Origin of the sequence: Clostridium paraputrificum, from assembly GCF_900447045.1 — a bacterium.
GTDB lineage: Bacteria > Bacillota > Clostridia > Clostridiales > Clostridiaceae > Clostridium > Clostridium paraputrificum.
Map to the genome: position 1 here is coordinate 143,984 of NZ_UAWH01000014.1, position 18,302 is coordinate 162,285.

Annotated in this window: 13 protein-coding genes; 12 read left to right on the forward strand and 1 reads right to left on the reverse strand. The window is 31.0% G+C overall.

All coding sequences use genetic code 11. From position 1 onward, the window contains the following. Positions 1–43: 43 nt before the first annotated feature. The 7 genes from DR024_RS05725 (at position 44) to DR024_RS05755 (ending at position 10,603) form a co-directional block, all read left to right on the forward strand. Positions 44–997, forward strand: a complete 954-nt coding sequence (locus DR024_RS05725; protein ID WP_111918314.1) for a sugar kinase — start codon at positions 44–46, stop codon at positions 995–997. A 5-nt stretch (positions 998–1,002) separates the two neighbouring features. Next, entirely contained in the window at positions 1,003–1,620 is a 618-nt protein-coding gene (locus DR024_RS05730; RefSeq protein ID WP_065254742.1) for a bifunctional 4-hydroxy-2-oxoglutarate aldolase/2-dehydro-3-deoxy-phosphogluconate aldolase, read from the forward strand. 265 nt (positions 1,621–1,885) lie between these two features. Next, positions 1,886–5,371 (forward strand): polysaccharide lyase 8 family protein, encoded by a 3,486-nt coding sequence (locus tag DR024_RS05735; RefSeq protein ID WP_065254741.1) that lies wholly within the window; start codon positions 1,886–1,888, stop codon positions 5,369–5,371. A 136-nt stretch (positions 5,372–5,507) separates the two neighbouring features. Beyond that, positions 5,508–6,398 (forward strand): sulfide/dihydroorotate dehydrogenase-like FAD/NAD-binding protein, encoded by an 891-nt coding sequence (locus DR024_RS05740; RefSeq protein ID WP_027098922.1) that lies wholly within the window; start codon positions 5,508–5,510, stop codon positions 6,396–6,398. 1 nt (position 6,399) lies between these two features. Then, on the forward strand, positions 6,400–7,785 hold the full coding sequence (gltA, locus tag DR024_RS05745) for an NADPH-dependent glutamate synthase (RefSeq protein WP_065254739.1): 1,386 nt from the start codon (positions 6,400–6,402) through the stop codon (positions 7,783–7,785). Positions 7,786–8,291: 506 nt separating this feature from the next. After that, on the forward strand, positions 8,292–9,470 hold the full coding sequence (gene nhaA / locus DR024_RS05750) for a Na+/H+ antiporter NhaA (protein WP_027098924.1): 1,179 nt from the start codon (positions 8,292–8,294) through the stop codon (positions 9,468–9,470). A 239-nt stretch (positions 9,471–9,709) separates the two neighbouring features. Then, on the forward strand, positions 9,710–10,603 hold the full coding sequence (locus DR024_RS05755) for a DNA-3-methyladenine glycosylase family protein (RefSeq protein ID WP_111918316.1): 894 nt from the start codon (positions 9,710–9,712) through the stop codon (positions 10,601–10,603). 207 nt (positions 10,604–10,810) lie between these two features. Here DR024_RS05755 and DR024_RS05760 read toward each other — a convergent pair whose 3' ends face one another. After that, entirely contained in the window at positions 10,811–11,107 is a 297-nt protein-coding gene (locus tag DR024_RS05760; protein WP_027098926.1) for an HNH endonuclease, read from the reverse strand. A 193-nt stretch (positions 11,108–11,300) separates the two neighbouring features. Between DR024_RS05760 and DR024_RS05765 the strand changes: the two genes are divergently transcribed. From DR024_RS05765 to DR024_RS05785, 5 genes are all read left to right on the forward strand, one after another. Then, positions 11,301–12,791 (forward strand): 4Fe-4S dicluster domain-containing protein, encoded by a 1,491-nt coding sequence (locus DR024_RS05765; RefSeq protein WP_027098927.1) that lies wholly within the window; start codon positions 11,301–11,303, stop codon positions 12,789–12,791. A 338-nt stretch (positions 12,792–13,129) separates the two neighbouring features. Further along, entirely contained in the window at positions 13,130–13,414 is a 285-nt protein-coding gene (gene groES, locus DR024_RS05770) for a co-chaperone GroES (RefSeq protein ID WP_027098928.1), read from the forward strand. Positions 13,415–13,427: 13 nt separating this feature from the next. Further along, positions 13,428–15,047 (forward strand): chaperonin GroEL, encoded by a 1,620-nt coding sequence (gene groL, locus DR024_RS05775; RefSeq protein ID WP_027098929.1) that lies wholly within the window; start codon positions 13,428–13,430, stop codon positions 15,045–15,047. 252 nt (positions 15,048–15,299) lie between these two features. Beyond that, positions 15,300–16,997 carry a GspE/PulE family protein gene (locus DR024_RS05780; RefSeq protein WP_111918318.1) on the forward strand — a complete coding sequence of 566 codons (1,698 nt, stop codon included), beginning with the start codon at positions 15,300–15,302 and terminating at the stop codon, positions 16,995–16,997. A gap of 29 nt (positions 16,998–17,026) precedes the next feature. Continuing rightward, positions 17,027–18,241, forward strand: a complete 1,215-nt coding sequence (locus DR024_RS05785) for a type II secretion system F family protein (protein ID WP_111918320.1) — start codon at positions 17,027–17,029, stop codon at positions 18,239–18,241. Positions 18,242–18,302 lie beyond the last annotated feature (61 nt).

The following is an 18,302-nucleotide window of genomic DNA, read 5'->3' on the forward strand; positions in this document are numbered from 1 at the left end:
TATTTCTTGATAAGGCTTAAACAGAATTAGAGGGGGGAGTTAGTTGTTAGATGTAATTACCATTGGTGATGCAATGATTGCTATGTGTCCAGAAAAGAAGGGACCAATTTTGTTTTCAAATACTTTTGAAAGAAAAGTTGGTGGAGCTGAATTAAATGTGGCAATAGGATGTGCAAGACTAGGACTAAAGGTAGGTTGGATAAGTAGACTTGGAAATGATGATTTTGGGAAATATATACTAAAAACTGCAAGAGGTGAAGGTATTGATGTTTCTGAAGTTAAACAAGTAGATGGATATAATACTTCTGTTTACTTTAGAGAGGTTTTATCAGATGGAGCAAGTAGATCCTTTTATTATAGATCCAACTCCCCAACAGAAACTTTGAACATGAATGATGTAAATGAGGACTATTTTAAGAATTCTAAGGTGTTACACATAACAGGTGTTCTACCTTCAATAAATGAACATAATAGAGCTATTATTTTAGATGCAATAGAAATAGCAAAGAGAAATAATATGATAATTTCTTTTGACCCTAACATAAGATTAAAAATGTGGACTAAAGAGGAAGCGAGAGAATTTATAAATAAGATATTATCTAACGTAGATATCTTATTAGTTGGTGATGAAGAGGTAGAAGTTTTATTAGGACATAGTAATATTGAAAAGGGGATAAAAGAATTCCATAACAATTATGGTATAAAAACTGTTGTTGTAAAAAGGGGAGCAAAGGGTGCTACAGGATCGGATGGAAAGAATATTTATGATGTACCTGGAATCAAACCAAGAGCCTTAATAGATACTGTTGGTGCAGGGGATGGTTTTGCTGCAGGATTTTTAACAGCAACTTTAAATGGGAAAGAATTAAAAGAATCCGTAGAGTTTGCTAATGCTGTTGGGTCAATTGTTGTCGGAGTAGAAGGCGATAATGAAGGATTACCTTATTATGAAGATGTATTAGTTCATTTAGGTAAATCTAAAAAGATTGAGAGGTAATTAGTATGAGTAAAGATATATATAGTTTGCTAAAAGAGGATAAAGCAGTTGCAGTTATTAGAACTAATACTTATGAGGAAGCAAAGGAGATTAGTCTAGCTGCTATTAAAGGTGGAATAAAGGTAATAGAGGTTACTATGAGTGTTCCAAATGGAGCAGAACTAATTAATGAGTTAAAGCAAATTAATAATAAGATACTTGTAGGAGCTGGTACAGTATTAACAAAGGAACAACTTATAGAGTGTGTTGATAAAAATGCAGATTTTATTGTATCCCCTTGTTTAGATGAAGAAATAATTAAAGGTGGGCAATATTTAAACATTCCTGTTATTCCTGGGGTAATGACAATGTCAGAGTTAAATAAAGTATATTTAATGGGAGTAAGATTTGTTAAAGTATTTCCGGGAAATGTTGTAGGAAAAGGATTTATAAAGGCTGCGAAATCAATATATACAGATATAGATATAATGCCAACTGGTGGAGTTAGTGATGAGAACTTTAAGGAATGGCTAGATGCAGGTGCTGATTGTTTTGGAATAGGTAGTGATTTAAATAAGGTATTTAAGAATAGGGGGACTGAAGGTATTACCGATTATTGTAAATCATTAATAGCTTCATTATAAAATAGTAAGTGTTATATTTAAATATATAGTTAGTCATAAGTTTCTGAGTAAAAAGGTTTTCAGTGTCATTAAAAAAGGTACAGCAAATTAAGTTTGTTGTACCTTTTTTTATAAGTGTAATAAGAAGTTGCATGTATATTACTAAACTGGTACCACAATACAAGGAATAAAATGGCTTTATACAATACTTTGGGATGAGTTAATAAGTTTGGCATACGACTTGCTATATAAAATATCAGAAATATTGTTAGGAGTGAATAGTAGTATGAATAAGAAAAAAATTCAAATGATTATTGTTAAGGCACTTACTGTTGCTTGTATCACAAATGTCGTAGTTGGTAGTAGTGGAAATTTAATTAGAGCTAATGCTTTTACACAACAAAGAGTTGAAAGTAAAGTATTAAAAGGTGAAGAGAGAGAAGGTTTAACATTATTAGATGAAAATTATAGTGAAACAAAAATTGAAACTGATATTAACTTTAAAACATGGTGGGAAGGTTCAGTAAGACCAAGTACTTGGCAGTTAAGAAAGTGGTCAGGGGCATCTGCTACTGGGACTAATACTCCTTATGGAAGAGTTATTGAATATGAACAAAGTGTTGGTGGAAAATATGTAGAAGTTACTTGTAACAATTCAGTTGGATTTTTTCAACCAGATTCATATGTGAATATTTCACCTAATGTATCATATAAAATGAAGGCTAAGATTAAAACAGAAGGAATAACTTCAGCAGAGCCATTAGCTATAAGAGTAGAATACTATAATAGTTCGAACGCTGTTGTTGAAAGAAAAGATGTTCATAAATTAAGTGGGACAAATGATTGGACAGAATATGAAGCAACTCTAGGAACTACTAAGAGAGATGCTATTAAAATGAAAATAATATTTGTTTTTGGTAATGTTAGCTCAACTAGTAAAGGTGCACAGGGAAAATTTGCTGTTGATAGCTTAAATATAAGTAGTGAGAGTGCTAAACTTGAAAAAATTGAGTTTAATAGTAGTTTAGTTAATATGGGAATTGGAGCGCTATATAGACCAAAGGGAACATTATATCCTTCACATTCACAAGAAAAGTTCTCTTTAGTATCTAATGATGAAAAAATAGTTAAGGTTAAAGATGGAGTATTATATGCAGAAGCTATAGGTAGTGCTTTAGTTAAAGCTATAAGCGAAAGTGGAAAGGAATTAGGTTCATTCACAGTTAAAGTAGGAGAAGATAAGAGTAAGGAGTATAACAAAGTTTTAGATAGTATTTTTGAAACTATGGTTCCAAATTCTATTATAGATTTAAATGATAAACAAACTGTGGATACAATAAATACACAAGTAGCAAACGGTAAGAAGTATTGGAATGCAATGAACAAGTCAAGGGATAGAAAGGGACTATGGGATGATACTACAAGTACAACTAATTCAGCCCATGTAACGACTCAATACAATAGACTTTATGATATGGCAGTAGCGTATGTAATAAATGGTTCAGAATTAAAAGGAAATAAAGACCTATTAAAGGATATCAAAGATGGATTAGAATGGTTAATAATAAATAGATATGATGGTGAAAAATTCTATAATAACTGGTGGGATTGGGAAGTTGGAGCACCTCAAAAGTTAAATAGTATATTAATTTTATTAAGAAATGAATTTACTGACTTAGAAATAATACAGTACACTGATATTATGGACACATATGTTAAAGATCCAACTAAACATACTCAAGGAAGATATGATTCAGTTGGTGCTAACAGATCAGATATGTGTAAGGTAATAATATATAGTGGATTACTTTCAAAAAATGAAGATAGAATAAAGTTTGCTATAAGCAAATTAGATCCATTATTTAAATATGTAGAAGAAATAATTGAAGAAGAAGGCAAAAAAATTGATGGATATTATAAGGATGGATCATGGATTGAACATGGAAATATTCCTTATGCAGGTTCATATGGAGCAGTTTTAATAGGTGGAGTAGGTGAAATGGCTCACGTATTAAATGATACCCCATGGGCAATTGATGAAGAAAAATTAAATACAATTTATCAAGTTATATTAGATTCATTTGAACCACTTATTTATAAAGGTGTAATGATGAATATGGTAAGCGGAAGAGCTATTTCTAGAGCAAATGAAAGAGATTATGGACATGGATTTGGAGTAATGAGAAGAATCTTAGCGTTCTATACAGAGTCAGCTCCAGAGGAGTATAAAAATAGATATAAATCTATGATAAAACAATGGATTGAATCAAATGATAAGAGAGATATTATAGGAACTTCAACAAATCTTCAATTTACAGTACAAGCAAAGGCGTTAATGAAAGATGATACTGTTGATGCTAGAGGGGAACTAATTGGAAATTATATATTCCCTAATATGGATAGAGTAGTTCATAGAAGACCTGGATATGTATTTGGTTTAAGTATGTACTCGAAGAGAGTTGCTAATTATGAGTCTTTAAATGGAGAAAATTTAAAGGGATATCACACATCAGATGGTATGACATATTTATATAATGGAGATATTGAGCAATATTCAAAAGACTTCTGGCCAACAGTAGACTCTAAGAGATTAGCAGGAACAACTGTTGATACAAAGAATATTTTTGAAAACGTAACAGGAACTAGTTATGGACCCGGACAAGCTCAAACTTCAACTCAATCATGGGTAGGAGGAGCAAATCTTGGTGAATATGGTGTAAGTGGAATGTACTTAGATAATAAGAGAAAAGATCCAAGCAAAGAATTAGGTATGGATCTAGAAGCTAAGAAATCTTACTTTATGTTTGATAGTGAAATAGTTGCACTTGGAGCTGGAGTTACAAGCACAAAGGATAGTGGTGTTGAAACTATTGTTGAAAATAGATTAATAAATAAAGAAAATGATAAGATCTATGTAAATGGTCAAGACATAACAAATACTATTGATCAAGATACAAAAGTAGATGCTAAGTGGGCTTATTTACAAGGTGAAAATGATGAGTCAAGCATTGGATATTACTTCCCAAGTAAAACAGAATTAAATGTTAAGAGAGATACAAGAACAGGAAGTTGGAAAGAAATAAATAATGGACAATCAGGTAATAAAGTTACTAATACCTTCTTTACTATGTGGAAAGACCATGGAGTAAATCCAGAAGCAGATACTTATGAATATGTATTACTTCCAAACATAAGCAAAGAAGATACTGAAAAGTATGCAAAGAACTCAGAGATTGAAGTTGTTGCAAATAACGAAGATGTTCAAGCAGTAAAGGAAAACAAAAAAGGAATATTTGCAGCTAACTTCTGGAATGATAAAGAAGTTGAGGTTAATGGGGTTAAGGTAAATAAAAAAGCTTCAGTTATAATGCAAAAGGATAATGAAATTTTAGATATATCAGTATCAGATCCAACTATGGAGAATAAAGGAGAGATAGTTGTTGAATTAGACGAAGAATTAAAAGAGGTTGTATCTACTGATGATAATATAAATGTAACTTCAAAAGATGGTAAAGTAATATTAAAAGTAAACACAAACAATGCTGTAGGACAAAGTTTAAAAGCTAGAATTAAAGTTGTGAATGAAACTCCTGATGAAGAAGAAACAACAAAGCCAGATACGGATAATACAGATAAGGATAACAGTACAAGTACTGATAAACCAAGTTCACCAGTACAAACAGGGGATGTGTCTTTACTTGGAGCACTTGGATTAACTGTAATCACAGCTTTAGGAGCAATGAAATTAACTAAAAATAAAAAGAATAAATAATCATTAGAAATTAAGAGATTGTATCAAAATATATTTTTAGGTACAGTCTCTTTTGTTAATTTATTGATAAAGTGGAAGGTATTATTGTATAATATACTATAAAATACCAAATAAGCAAAAGCATGGGGGGATGAAAGTGTTTAAAATCACTAACAAGAGATTATTGACAGAAAATATTTATCTTATGGATGTTGAAGCACCAAGAGTTGCTAAATCTGCTCATCCAGGACAATTTGTAATTGTTAAGATAGATGAAAAGGGAGAAAGAATTCCATTAACTATTTGTGATTACGATGCAAATAAGGGGACAGTAACTATTGTTTTTCAAACATTAGGAGCATCTACAAAAGAAATGGCAGAGTTAGAAGTTGGGGAATACTTTAGGGATTTTGTGGGTCCTTTAGGACAAGCGTCAGAAATGGTGCATGAAGATTTAGATGAATTAAAAAAGAAAAATATTCTATTTGTTGCAGGTGGAGTTGGAACAGCTCCTGTATACCCACAGGTTAAATGGTTATCTGAAAGAGGTATTAAAGCAGATGTTATAGTTGGGGCAAGAAATAAAGATATTGTAATTTTAAAGGAAGAGATGGAACAAGTTGCTGGAAACTTATACATAGCTACAGATGATGGATCTTCTGGATTTAAAGGATTAGTAACAGATAAAATAAAAGATTTAGTTAATAATGAAGGAAAGAAATATGATTTGGTAGTAGCAATTGGACCTATGATAATGATGAAGTTTGTTGCTTTACTTACAAAGGAATTAAATATTCCTACAATAGTAAGCATGAATCCAATTATGGTAGATGGTACAGGAATGTGTGGTGCATGTAGAGTTACTGTAGGAGGGGAAGTTAAGTTTGCATGTGTTGATGGTCCAGAATTTGATGGACATCTAATAGATTTTGACGAAGCTATGAGAAGACAATCCATGTACAAAACTGAAGAAGGAAGATCAGCTTTAAAGTTAGCTGAAGGAGACACCCATCATGGTGGCTGTGGACATTGCGGAGGTGAAGAGTAATATGCCTAATATGAAGAGAGTACCAATTACAGAACAAGCTCCTAAGGTAAGAGCTACAAACTTTAAAGAGGTTTGTTTAGGGTATACAAAAGAGGAAGCAATGGAGGAAGCATCAAGATGTTTAAACTGTAAAAATCCAAGATGTGTTTCTAAGTGTCCAGTAAGTATTCAAATACCAAGGTTTATAGAACAAGTTAAATTAGGAGACTTTAAAGAAGCAGCTAAGATTATAGCAGAATCATCAGCATTACCTGCTGTTTGTGGAAGAGTATGTCCTCAAGAAAGCCAATGCGAGGGACAATGCGTTCTTGGTATTAAGGGGGAAGCTGTTGCAATAGGTAAGTTAGAAAGATTTGTGGCAGACTGGTCTAGAGAGAATAAAGTAGATTTATCTGAAACATTACCTAAGAATGGCAAGAAGGTTGCTGTTATAGGAAGCGGTCCTGCAGGTTTAACATGTGCAGGTGATTTAGCTAAATTAGGATATGATGTTACAATATTTGAAGCTTTACATGAAGCTGGTGGTGTTTTAGTGTATGGAATACCAGAATTTAGATTACCTAAAGATACTGTAGTTAAGACAGAAATAGACAATGTTAAAAAATTAGGAGTAAAGATTGAAACTAATGTTATTATAGGAAAGACTATAACAATAGACGAATTATTTGAAGATGAGGGATTTGAAGCTGTATTTATAGGTTCAGGTGCAGGATTACCTAAGTTTATGGGTATACCTGGCGAAAATTCAAATGGTGTATTTTCAGCTAATGAGTTCTTAACAAGAAATAATTTAATGAAAGCATATAAGGATGGATACTCAACTCCAATTAGAGCAGGACAAAAAGTTGCTGTAGTTGGCGGAGGAAATGTTGCTATGGATGCAGCAAGAACAGCCTTAAGACTAGGTGCTGAAGTGCATGTAGTATATAGGAGAAGTGAAGCAGAACTACCAGCAAGAGTTGAAGAAGTACATCATGCTAAAGAAGAAGGTGTTATTTTCGATGTACTTACTAACCCAACAGAAATATTATGTGATGAAAAAGGTTGGGTAAGTGGAATGAAATGTGTAAGGATGGAGTTAGGAGAACCTGATGAATCAGGAAGAAGAAGACCAGTAGAAATTAGGGAATCTGAATTTATTTTAGATGTAGATACAGTAATAATGTCTCTTGGAACTTCGCCAAATCCTTTAATATCATCTACTACAAAAGGATTAGAAATAAATAAAAGAAAATGTATAGTAGCATCTGAAGATACTGGATTAACTTCAAGAGAAGGGGTATTTGCAGGTGGAGATGCTGTAACTGGAGCTGCTACTGTTATATTAGCAATGGGAGCAGGTAAAAAAGCAGCAGCAGGAATTCATGAATACTTATCAAATAAATAGAAAACTTTAAGTAAAATAAACCCTAAATGTGATGGATTTTTAATTATATATCACATTTAGGGTTTTTTATTTAAAAAAATAAAAAAATATTTTAGAAAATAGTTAAAAAAATAACACAAATATGGATTTTATAATTAAAATTGCTATAGAAATAATTTGTAGGTTTTAAATATTAAGAAAATTATCAATAATTAGAATTAAAAAAGTGGTTGTTAAAGTTTATATAAATAGAAAAAACGTTAAATATTCTTACCAGAATCCATAAAAAGAAAAATATGGAGTATTTAAAAGAATATAAACAAATAATCTTGAATCTCAATTAAGTTTATATAATCAACATTAAAGTGGTATATAAAACTTTTTAAGAAGTTTTATTGTTTGTATTAAGAGTTAAATGGTTAGATATCATTGTTAAATAGCCATCAATGCTAGGTATTGCCTTATTTATAAAAATTAAATATACTAGTTCAAGTACTTAAGAAAAAACAGTAAAGAAGGTTAAAAATATGGATTTTACACAAAAGAGATGGAAGCTAGCAGATACAGTACAAAATGTTATTAAATCAGAACTATTACCAGGTGCATTATTGTTAGCAGCAACTTTATGTGCATTAGTAATAGCAAATACGTCTTTAGTTAACGAATATCATCACTTTTTTGAAACTGAAGTTGTAAAAGGTGTAACAATGCATGCATTTGTTAATGATTTCTTAATGGCAATATTTTTCTTGGTTGTAGGTTGTGAAATAAAAAAAGAAATAGTTAGTGGACATTTATCAAATATAAAAAAAGCATCTTTTCCTATAGTAGGAGCAATAGGTGGAGTTACGGTTCCAGCAATAATATTTTACTTAATAAATAAAGGTACAAGCTATTCTAGTGGTGTTGGTGTACCAATATCAACGGATATTGCATTTGCAGTTGGAGCTTTTATGATTTTTAAGAAGAGCTTAAACCCAGCGTTAAAGATTTTTTTATTAACATTAGCAGTTGTAGATGATTTGATGTCTATAATAGTTATCGGGGTGTTTTATTCATCAAGTGTGAGAATGGTGCCTTTAATAATTGCAGGATTAATAATGTTTTTATTATTTACTTTAAATAAGTTTTTTAAGTGTAGAAAAGTTTCACCATATATAATTTTAGGATTATTTTTATGGTATTTTGTATATCAAAGTGGTGTTCATGCAACAATAAGTGGAGTTCTTTTAGCCATGCTTATTCCAATAGCAAGAGATGAGAAGGAAGAATGTATTTTATCCAAGATTGAACATTCCTTAAGTCCCTATGCAAATTTAATTGTTTTACCTTTATTTGCATTTTCAAATACTGCTATAGTTCTAAATTTAAGTTCTGTAACAATAGATACAATTCCGCTATCATTAGGAATTATAATTGGGTTGGTTGTAGGAAAACCTGTTGGAATAGTATTATTTACTTCAGTATTATCAAAATTAAATGTAGTAGAAAAACCGAAAGGTGTTAAGTGGAAAGAATTATTAGTAGTTGGAATGCTTGCAGGAATTGGATTTACAATGTCAATATTTGTTTCAGAGATAGCATTTGCAGGTATGAATAAGGCTCTAGATTTAGCTAAAATATCAATACTATTAGCCGCTATAGTATCATGCTTAATCGCCTTTATAACAATAAAATTATTTGGAAGTAAGAAGAGTTACGTATAACGTAGCTCTTTTTTGACATCTAGAAGAATATAAATATCCAACTTACCTTTTTACTTTTAGTTTCTAGAATATAAGTAAATCATAATAAAAAGTTGTAATAAACTACTTAAACGTATATAAAGTAAGATTATTTGATATTAATTATTAAACAATATATAATATAAATTATAATAATGAATAATATTTTTGTATTAAGAGGAAGAATATTATAAGAAATATAAGAGAAATAGGTGAAATATATGGATGTTAACAATATAGTAATTGATAATGATAAAGTAATTTTAGATGGAGTAAAGAATTTTAATATAAAACAAATTTTAGAGTGTGGCCAATGCTTTAGATGGGAAAAAGTTGGTGAGTTAAATTATATAGGTGTAGCTCATGGAAGAGTAATAGAAGTTATTCAAGAAGATGATAAAGTAACTATTTTAAATACTAATGAAGAGGATTTTAATAATATATGGTTAGATTATTTTGATTTAAAAAGAGACTATTCAGAAATTAAGGCTGGCCTAGCTCATGATGAGATATTAGGAAAAAGCGTTGAATATGGCTATGGAATAAGACTTTTAAACCAAGAACATTTTGAGTTGTTAATAAGTTTTATAATTTCTGCAAGAAATAGTATTCCTTCAATAATGAAAACTATAAAGAAGATTTCTGAAAAGTGGGGAACGCCAATTGAGTATAAAGGAAATACTTATTACACATTTCCAACTCCAGAACAATTGAAAGATGCAACAGAAGAGGAAATAAAGGAGACAGGCGCGTCTTTTAGAAGTAAATATATAGTTGATACAATAGCTAAAGTAAATGAAAATAGCTATGATTTTGATTTGGAGAGAATATCAAAACTTAATACAGATGAGTGTCATGTAGCGCTACAAAACTTCAAGGGAGTTGGATCAAAGGTTGCAGATTGCATAATGCTGTTCTCTATGAGAAAGTACTCAGCTTTTCCAGTTGATGTATGGGTAAAGATAGCAATGATATTTTTCTATGGTGCAGAAGATGCTTCTCTAAATAAAATAAGAATATTTGCTAGAGATAAATTTGGTGAATTAGCTGGATTTGCTCAACAGTATTTATTCTATTATGCTAGAGAGAATAAGATAAAGGTTGGAGAAGAATAGATAAGTTAATAATGAACTTGTAGTATAAGAGAAATCTCTAGAAGATTTCTCTTATACTATATTTCTTATAAAAATAATATTATTAATATAAATTATATTTTTAAAATAAATTCTTTTATTAAAAAAATTCTTATTATTTATATTATAAAAATTAATAGTCAAATAGGAATAAAAAAACTCTATGTGAGAATCTAATCACATAGAGTTTTAGTTTTTGCAACGAACAGCTTTTGATTTTTTTATTGTAATGTGAGTATCACCTGAGTGCTTGGATATAAATTTTAAGTAACGTTTGATTTTTTCATCATTTCTTAAACGATCAAGGGTAAAAAGTCTAGCGGCTAATTCACGATTAGTATATAAAGCATGAATTTGTTTGTGACAAGTAATACATAAATTAGCTGTAGGAAAATCTTTTCCACCACGTTCTTTTGGAACTAAATGATGCTCAGTTAATTGAGATACTTCTCTATTACATAATTCACATTTATAAACTGCTATCATAATTATCACCTATGAATATAGAATTTAGACAAGAACAATTATAACATGAAATATACATACAAACAAAATAAAATCAGAAAATTCCGACAATATATTTCACCTTTTTTACCAATGAGTATATATGTTATAATTTAATAGTAATTACAAATAAAGTAACTATGAGGGTATAAAAGAAGGATGAAGAGGTGATTGTATGTTCCAATTTGAAACGCAACTAAATAAGTTGAAGCATGAAGTACTAACAGCTGTAGCTAAATTAGCAAAGGATGATAAGTTAACTAAAGAGGCGATTGAAAAAGTGCCCTATGAAGTAATTAAAGGTGACACAGCAATGTATAGGTGCTGTGTCTATAAAGAGAGGGCTATTGTTTTAGAAAGAGCAAAGCTTGCATCAGGGTTTCTAGCTAATGGGGATACAGAGGATTTAGAGCTAATAGACATTAGACCTGATGAACAAATTATCTATGTTATCGAAGCAGCTTGTGATAAGTGTCCTATAAATAAGTATAGTGTAACAGATTCTTGTAGAAATTGTCTTGCACATAGATGTCAAGAGGCATGTAATTTTAATGCAATTAGTTATATTGCTGGACGAGCATATATAAATCAAGAGATATGTAAAGAATGTGGTATGTGTAAAAAAGCATGTCCTTATGATGCTATTTCAGAAGTTATGAGACCTTGTAAAAAAGTTTGTCCAACAGGAGCTTTGGATGTTAATCCAGAAACAAGAAGGTCTATTATAAAAGAAGAAAAATGCGTAAACTGTGGAGCTTGTATGTCAGCATGTCCTTTTGGTGCAATTTCTGATAAGAGTTTAATTGTACCAGTTGCAAAGAGATTAGCAAGGGGAAGAAAGATGTATGCAGTAGTAGCTCCTGCTATAACTGGTCAGTTTGGAGCAAAAATAGGATATGGACAAATTAAAAATGCAATAAAGAAACTAGGATTTATTGATATGGTAGAAGCAGCATGTGGTGCTGATGGAGTTACTGTTCATGAAAGTAATGAATTTGTTGAAAGAATGGAAAAGGGAGAGAATTATATGACTAATTCTTGTTGCCCAGGATTTTTAAATTATATTGAAAAGATGTTCCCAGATCAAAAGGATAAGATATCAGGTACAGTTTCGCCAATGGTAGCTACAGGTAGATATATTAAAAAGAATGATCCCGATTCAAAGGTGGTATTTATAGGTCCATGTACAGCTAAAAAGAGCGAAGCCGTTAGAGATGGTATTAAGGGAGCTGTAGACTATGTACTTACATTTGAGGAGCTTATTGCATTATTTGAAGCATTTGATATAGATCCTGCAGAATGTGAGAATGAAGTTGTAGATGATGCATCTATATTTGGTAGAGGTTTTGGAACTGCTGGAGGATTAACTGCAGCTATAGAAAACTATATAAAAGAAGCAGGAGTAGATGTAGAATTTAAACCAGTTAAGGTATCTGGTGGAATAGAAATAAAGAAAACTATGAATATGGCTAAGGTTGGAAGATTAAGTGGTAACTTTATTGAAGGTATGATGTGTGAAGGTGGATGTATAAATGGTGCAGGTACAATAGTTCCATCTTTAAGAGCAAAAGGAGTATTCAATAAGACTAATATTCAAGCCACTAAAAAGACGGTATTGTCAAATAAATCTTTAAAAGAATATAAAGAAATTAATTTAGAAAGATAGGTATCTAAAAACTGCAAGAATAATATCATAATTAGTATTCTTGTAGTTTTTTCTTATGTATAAATAATTATTTGAAATAGTTAGAAAAATTAAGCAAATAGAAAATATTTAAGCCTAGTTAGTTATAATTAGGTTATTTAAGGTAATAATATAGAAGATAATATTTGAATAAAATGGATAGGGAGGATATTATAATAATTGTATTAGCACTCTATTAAAGTGAGTGCTAACAAAGGATAAAAATAAGTTTTTATAGGCCTACAAAAACTATAGATTCTAACTATGTCGGGTTAGAAACAGGGTTATAAATATATAAGGAGATTATAGGAGGTATTGTTATGAATATTAAACCACTTGGAGACAGAGTAGTAATTAAAAAGTTAGAAGCCGAGGAAACAACAAAAAGCGGAATTGTTTTAACAGGTAGTGCAAAAGAAAGACCTCAAGAGGCTGAAGTTGTTGCTGTAGGTCCAGGAGCAATGGTAGATGGAAATAGAGTAGCAATGGAAGTTAAGATTGGGGATAAAGTTTTATATTCTAAATATGCAGGAACAGAAGTTAAAGTTGATGGAGAAGAATACACTATTTTAAAACAAGAAGATATATTAGCAGTAGTGGAATAGGAGGAGATTTATTATGGCTAAAATGTTAATGTTTGGTGAAGAAGCAAGAAGATCAATGCAAGTTGGTGTTGATAAGCTAGCAGATACAGTAAAGGTAACTTTAGGACCTAAGGGAAGAAACGTAGTTTTAGGTAAGAAATTTGGTGCACCTCTTATAACTAATGATGGTGTTTCAATTGCAAGAGAAATAGAATTAGAAGATCCATATGAAAATATGGGAGCTCAACTTGTAAAAGAAGTTGCAACAAAAACTAATGATGTAGCAGGGGATGGAACTACAACAGCTACACTTTTAGCACAAGCAATTGTTAGAGAAGGTTTGAAAAATGTAACAGCTGGAGCTAATCCAATGTTAATAAGAAATGGTATTAATATTGCAGTTAAAAAAGCTGTTGAAGAAATACAAGCAATATCTAAGCCTGTAGAAGGTAAAGAAGATATATCAAGAGTTGCTGCAATATCAGCTGCTGATGAGGAAATTGGTAAGTTAATTGCAGATGCCATGGAGAGAGTAGGTAACGAAGGAGTTATTACTATTGAAGAATCTAAGTCTATGGGAACAGAATTAGATGTAGTAGAAGGTATGCAATTTGATAGAGGATATGTATCAGCTTATATGTCAACTGATATGGAAAAGATGGAAGCTAACCTAGATAATCCATATATATTAATTACAGATAAGAAGATTTCTAACATACAAGAAATACTTCCAATACTTGAACAAATAGTTCAATCAGGAAAGAAGCTATTAATTATTGCTGAAGATATTGAAGGAGAAGCAATGGCTACATTAGTAGTTAATAAGTTAAGAGGAACATTTACTTGTGTAGGTGTAAAAGCTCCTGGATTTGGTGATAGAAGGAAAGAAATGCTTCAAGATATAGCTATACTAACAGGTGGTAGAGTTATTTCTGAAGAATTAGGAATGGATTTAAAAGAAACAACTATAGATATGTTAGGAAAAGCAGATAGTGTTAAGGTTACTAAAGAAAGCACTGTAATAGTAAATGGTAAGGGAGATTCTAATGCTATAAAAGAAAGAATCACTCAAGTAAGAAGTCAAATAGAAGAAACAACTTCAGACTTTGATAAAGAAAAGCTACAAGAAAGATTGGCTAAACTAGCTGGTGGTGTGGCAGTCATTAAAGTTGGTGCTGCAACTGAAACAGAGCTTAAGGAAAGAAAGCTTAGAATAGAAGATGCTTTAGCAGCTACAAAAGCAGCTGTTGAAGAAGGAATAGTACCAGGTGGTGGAACAGCTTATGTTAATGTTATAAATAAGGTAAATGAATTAAAGTCTGATGTTGCAGATACTCAAGTTGGTATAAATATAATTGTTAGATCTTTAGAGGAACCAATGAGACAAATAGCTAAGAATGCTGGTGTAGAAGGTTCAGTTATAATAGAAAAAGTTAAGAATAGTGAAGCTGGTATAGGTTATGATGCTTTACATGACCAATATGTGAACATGATAAAGACCGGTATAGTTGATCCAACTAAGGTTACAAGGTCTGCGCTTCAAAATGCTGCATCTGTAGCATCAACATTCTTAACAACTGAAGCTGCAGTTGTAGATCTTCCTGAAAAGGAAGCTCCGATAGCTCCAGACCCATCAATGGGTGGAATGTACTAAGAAGTTTTAGAGAGATAAGGAAAAAAGTCCTTATCTCTCTTTTTTACGTGTATAGTAATAAAATACCATAAATGTTAAGAGTTTTTTAAAAAAATTAAATTTATATAAAAAGCATAGGAGATATATGAAGAAAGTAGAGCTAGTAAGTAAATGGATTTAGTGGAAAATGTCGTCAAAAAAACTGTGTAAATTATTTAAATTTATTCCATAAAAGTGTATAATTAATATAAAGTAGGAAATAGTGGTGAGAAGATGATTAGGACTAAGAAAAGGTTAGGAGATATTTTAGTACAAGCAGGGAAGATAAATCAATCGGATTTAATGTCGGCCTTAAAGAAACAAGCTTTAAGCGGAAGACGACTTGGGGAAATATTAGTTGACGAAGGACTAGTTAGTGAAAACGATATCTTGTCTGTTCTTGAGTTACAATTGGGAATAAAAAAAGTTAATTTAGATTACATTGATATAGATGAAAATGCCATAAGATCAGTATCAGAATCTATTGCTAGAAAACATAATATTTTACCTATAAAAATTGAAGGAAATGATATATATATTGCAATGTCAGACCCCTTTAATTTAATGGCTGTAGAAGATGTTAAGGTAGTAACTGGACTTAATGTTAAAAAAGTATTAGAAAAAAAAGACTCTATATCAAAAGCTATTAAAAACTTTTATACGAAACAATATGCAGAAAAAGTAGCACAAGATTTAGTTCAAAAAGAAAAAGAGAATACTAAGAAAAAGCAAGAAGAAAAGCAAGTTTCAGAACTTGAAAAAGCTACGGCTAATGCTCCAGTTGTTAAATTAGTAGATACTATAATACAAAACTCTATCAGAATGGGTGCGAGTGACGTTCACGTAGAACCATTTGAAAATGAAGTTAGAGTAAGAGCAAGAGTAGATGGAAGCTTACAAAATATGCTTAGTATACCTAAAGAGTCACAAAATACTTTGATTACAAGAATCAAAATATTAGCAAATTTAAATATTGCAGAAAAAAGAATTCCACAAGACGGTAGAATTCTTACCAATATAGATGGAAAAGCAGTTGATTTGAGAGTTTCTATCCTTCCAACCGTAAATGGTGAGAAGGTGGTTATAAGAATTCTTTCTAAAGATTCTAGCCTTATGAATAAGGAAAGCCTAGGAATGAGAAAGGATGACATGAAAAAACTTGAACAGATATTGCAAAATCCTTTTGGGATAATCCTAGTAACTGGACCTACAGGAAGTGGTAAATCAACTACCTTATATGCAGTTTTAAATGAATTAAATACTATAGATAAAAATATTATTACAGTAGAAGATCCAGTTGAATTTATGGTTGATGGTATAAATCAAGTAAATGTTAATGCAAAAGCTGGATTAACATTTGCATCAGGTCTTAGATCAATATTAAGACAAGACCCTGATATCATAATGGTTGGAGAAATTAGAGATGGTGAAACGGCAGAAATAGCCATTAGAGCAGCTATTACAGGACACGTAGTTTTAAGTACACTACATACAAATGATGCACCATCCTCAGTTGCTAGATTAGTTGATATGGGAATTGAACCATATTTAATATCAACATCTGTAACAGGAATAATTGCACAAAGACTTGTTAGAAAGGTTTGCACCAAGTGTGCTAAAAAGTACTATGCCTCAGAATATGAAAAAAGAATTCTTGGTAGGGATAGTGATGAAAAGATAATTTTAACTAAGGGAGAAGGATGTCCACATTGTAATGGGACAGGCTATAAAGGAAGAATTGGTATTTATGAAATACTTCCTATTGAAAGAAATGTTAGGGATGCAATTACAGCAGGAAAGAATTCAGATGTGTTAAAAGATATTGCTATTAGAGATGGAATGAAAACACTAACAATGGCATGTATGGAACATGTTTATGAAGGAATTACAACAGTGGATGAATTGTTAAGAGTAGCTGTAGTAAGAGAATGATGTATTCATAAAGGAGAGGGGGAGTTCTAGTGGCTATATTTAGATATAGTGCAGTTAATGATAGCAATCATGCTATTAGTGGGAGTATGGAGGCTAATTCAAGCAAGGAAGTTGTAACTAGCTTGAGAGAAAGAGGATATTACATTACTGATATACAAGAAGAAAGTGCTTTAAATAAAGATATTGATTTGAATTTCTTAAAGAAGATAACATTGAAAGATTTAGCTTTATTTAGTAGACAGTTTGCATTTACTCTTCAATCAGGTATGCCAATGTTAAGATGTGTAGAACTTTGTATAGAGCAAACTGAGAATAAGATTCTTCAAGATGTTTTAAGAAGGACAAAGGAAGAAATAAAAAGAGGTAGAGCTTTGTCAGACGCTTTAAAGTATGAGGATGGAATTCCAGACTTTATGGTAAATATGATAACAGCAGGTGAAGCATCAGGTAATTTAGATACAGTAATGTATGAGGTATCTGAGTATTATGATAAGTTATACAAGCAGCAAAGAAAGATAAAGTCTGCAACTGCATATCCGAAAGTAGTAGGAGTTTTTGCTGTACTTATAGTTATTTTTTTACTTATATTTGTTGTTCCTCAGTTTGTAAATAACTTAGCAGCAGCTGGAGGGGAGTTGCCGTTACCAACGAAAATAATTTTAGCGATAAGTAATTTTGTATCAGCTTATTGGTATATAGTTTTATTAATAGCAGTAGCAGCTATAGCCTTTAAGAAGTTAGTTTTAGATAAGGATGAAAACTTTATCCTTTGGAGAGATAAAAATAAAATAACTGGTCCATTGTTTGGATCAATTAATGCACAAATAATGGCTAGTAGGTTTGCAAATACATTTTATATTTTAAATAATTCTGGAATGTCTATTTTAAAAAGCTTAGAAATATCTACTAATGTATTAGAAAATTCTTATGTTGAAAGTAAGATGGAATATGCAAAAGAGGATATAAAAAGAGGAAATCTAATAGGAAAAACTATAGAAGATTTAGATATATTCCCGTTAATGTTAACTCAAATGATAACTGTTGGTGAAGAAACAGGAGCCTTAGATGCTTTGCTTAAGAAGACGGCTGAATATTATGATGGTGAAGCAGAAGCGGCAGTAGATAAATTAATTACAATGATTGAACCGTTATTAATTATAGCGCTTGCTGGAGTTGTTTTAGTAATAATTCTTGCAGTAATGCTTCCAATGTTTAATATGATGGATGCGGTTCAAAAAATGTAAATAAAGTGTATATAAATTTAAAGTTTATATAAATAACAATTAATTTTTAGGAGGTATAATT

Excerpts from the sequence above, each read along its gene's own strand:
- groES (WP_027098928.1), top strand. The coding sequence starts at position 13,130 with ATGAATATTAAACCACTTGGAGACAGAGTAGTAATTAAAAAGTTAGAA.
- DR024_RS05755 (WP_111918316.1), top strand. The coding sequence starts at position 9,710 with ATGGATGTTAACAATATAGTAATTGATAATGATAAAGTAATTTTAGAT.
- groL (WP_027098929.1), top strand. The coding sequence starts at position 13,428 with ATGGCTAAAATGTTAATGTTTGGTGAAGAAGCAAGAAGATCAATGCAA.
- gltA (WP_065254739.1), top strand. The coding sequence starts at position 6,400 with ATGCCTAATATGAAGAGAGTACCAATTACAGAACAAGCTCCTAAGGTA.
- nhaA (WP_027098924.1), top strand. The coding sequence starts at position 8,292 with ATGGATTTTACACAAAAGAGATGGAAGCTAGCAGATACAGTACAAAAT.
- DR024_RS05765 (WP_027098927.1), top strand. The coding sequence starts at position 11,301 with ATGTTCCAATTTGAAACGCAACTAAATAAGTTGAAGCATGAAGTACTA.
- DR024_RS05735 (WP_065254741.1), top strand. The coding sequence starts at position 1,886 with ATGAATAAGAAAAAAATTCAAATGATTATTGTTAAGGCACTTACTGTT.
- DR024_RS05730 (WP_065254742.1), top strand. The coding sequence starts at position 1,003 with ATGAGTAAAGATATATATAGTTTGCTAAAAGAGGATAAAGCAGTTGCA.
- DR024_RS05760 (WP_027098926.1), bottom strand. The coding sequence starts at position 11,107 with ATGATAGCAGTTTATAAATGTGAATTATGTAATAGAGAAGTATCTCAA.
- DR024_RS05780 (WP_111918318.1), top strand. The coding sequence starts at position 15,300 with ATGATTAGGACTAAGAAAAGGTTAGGAGATATTTTAGTACAAGCAGGG.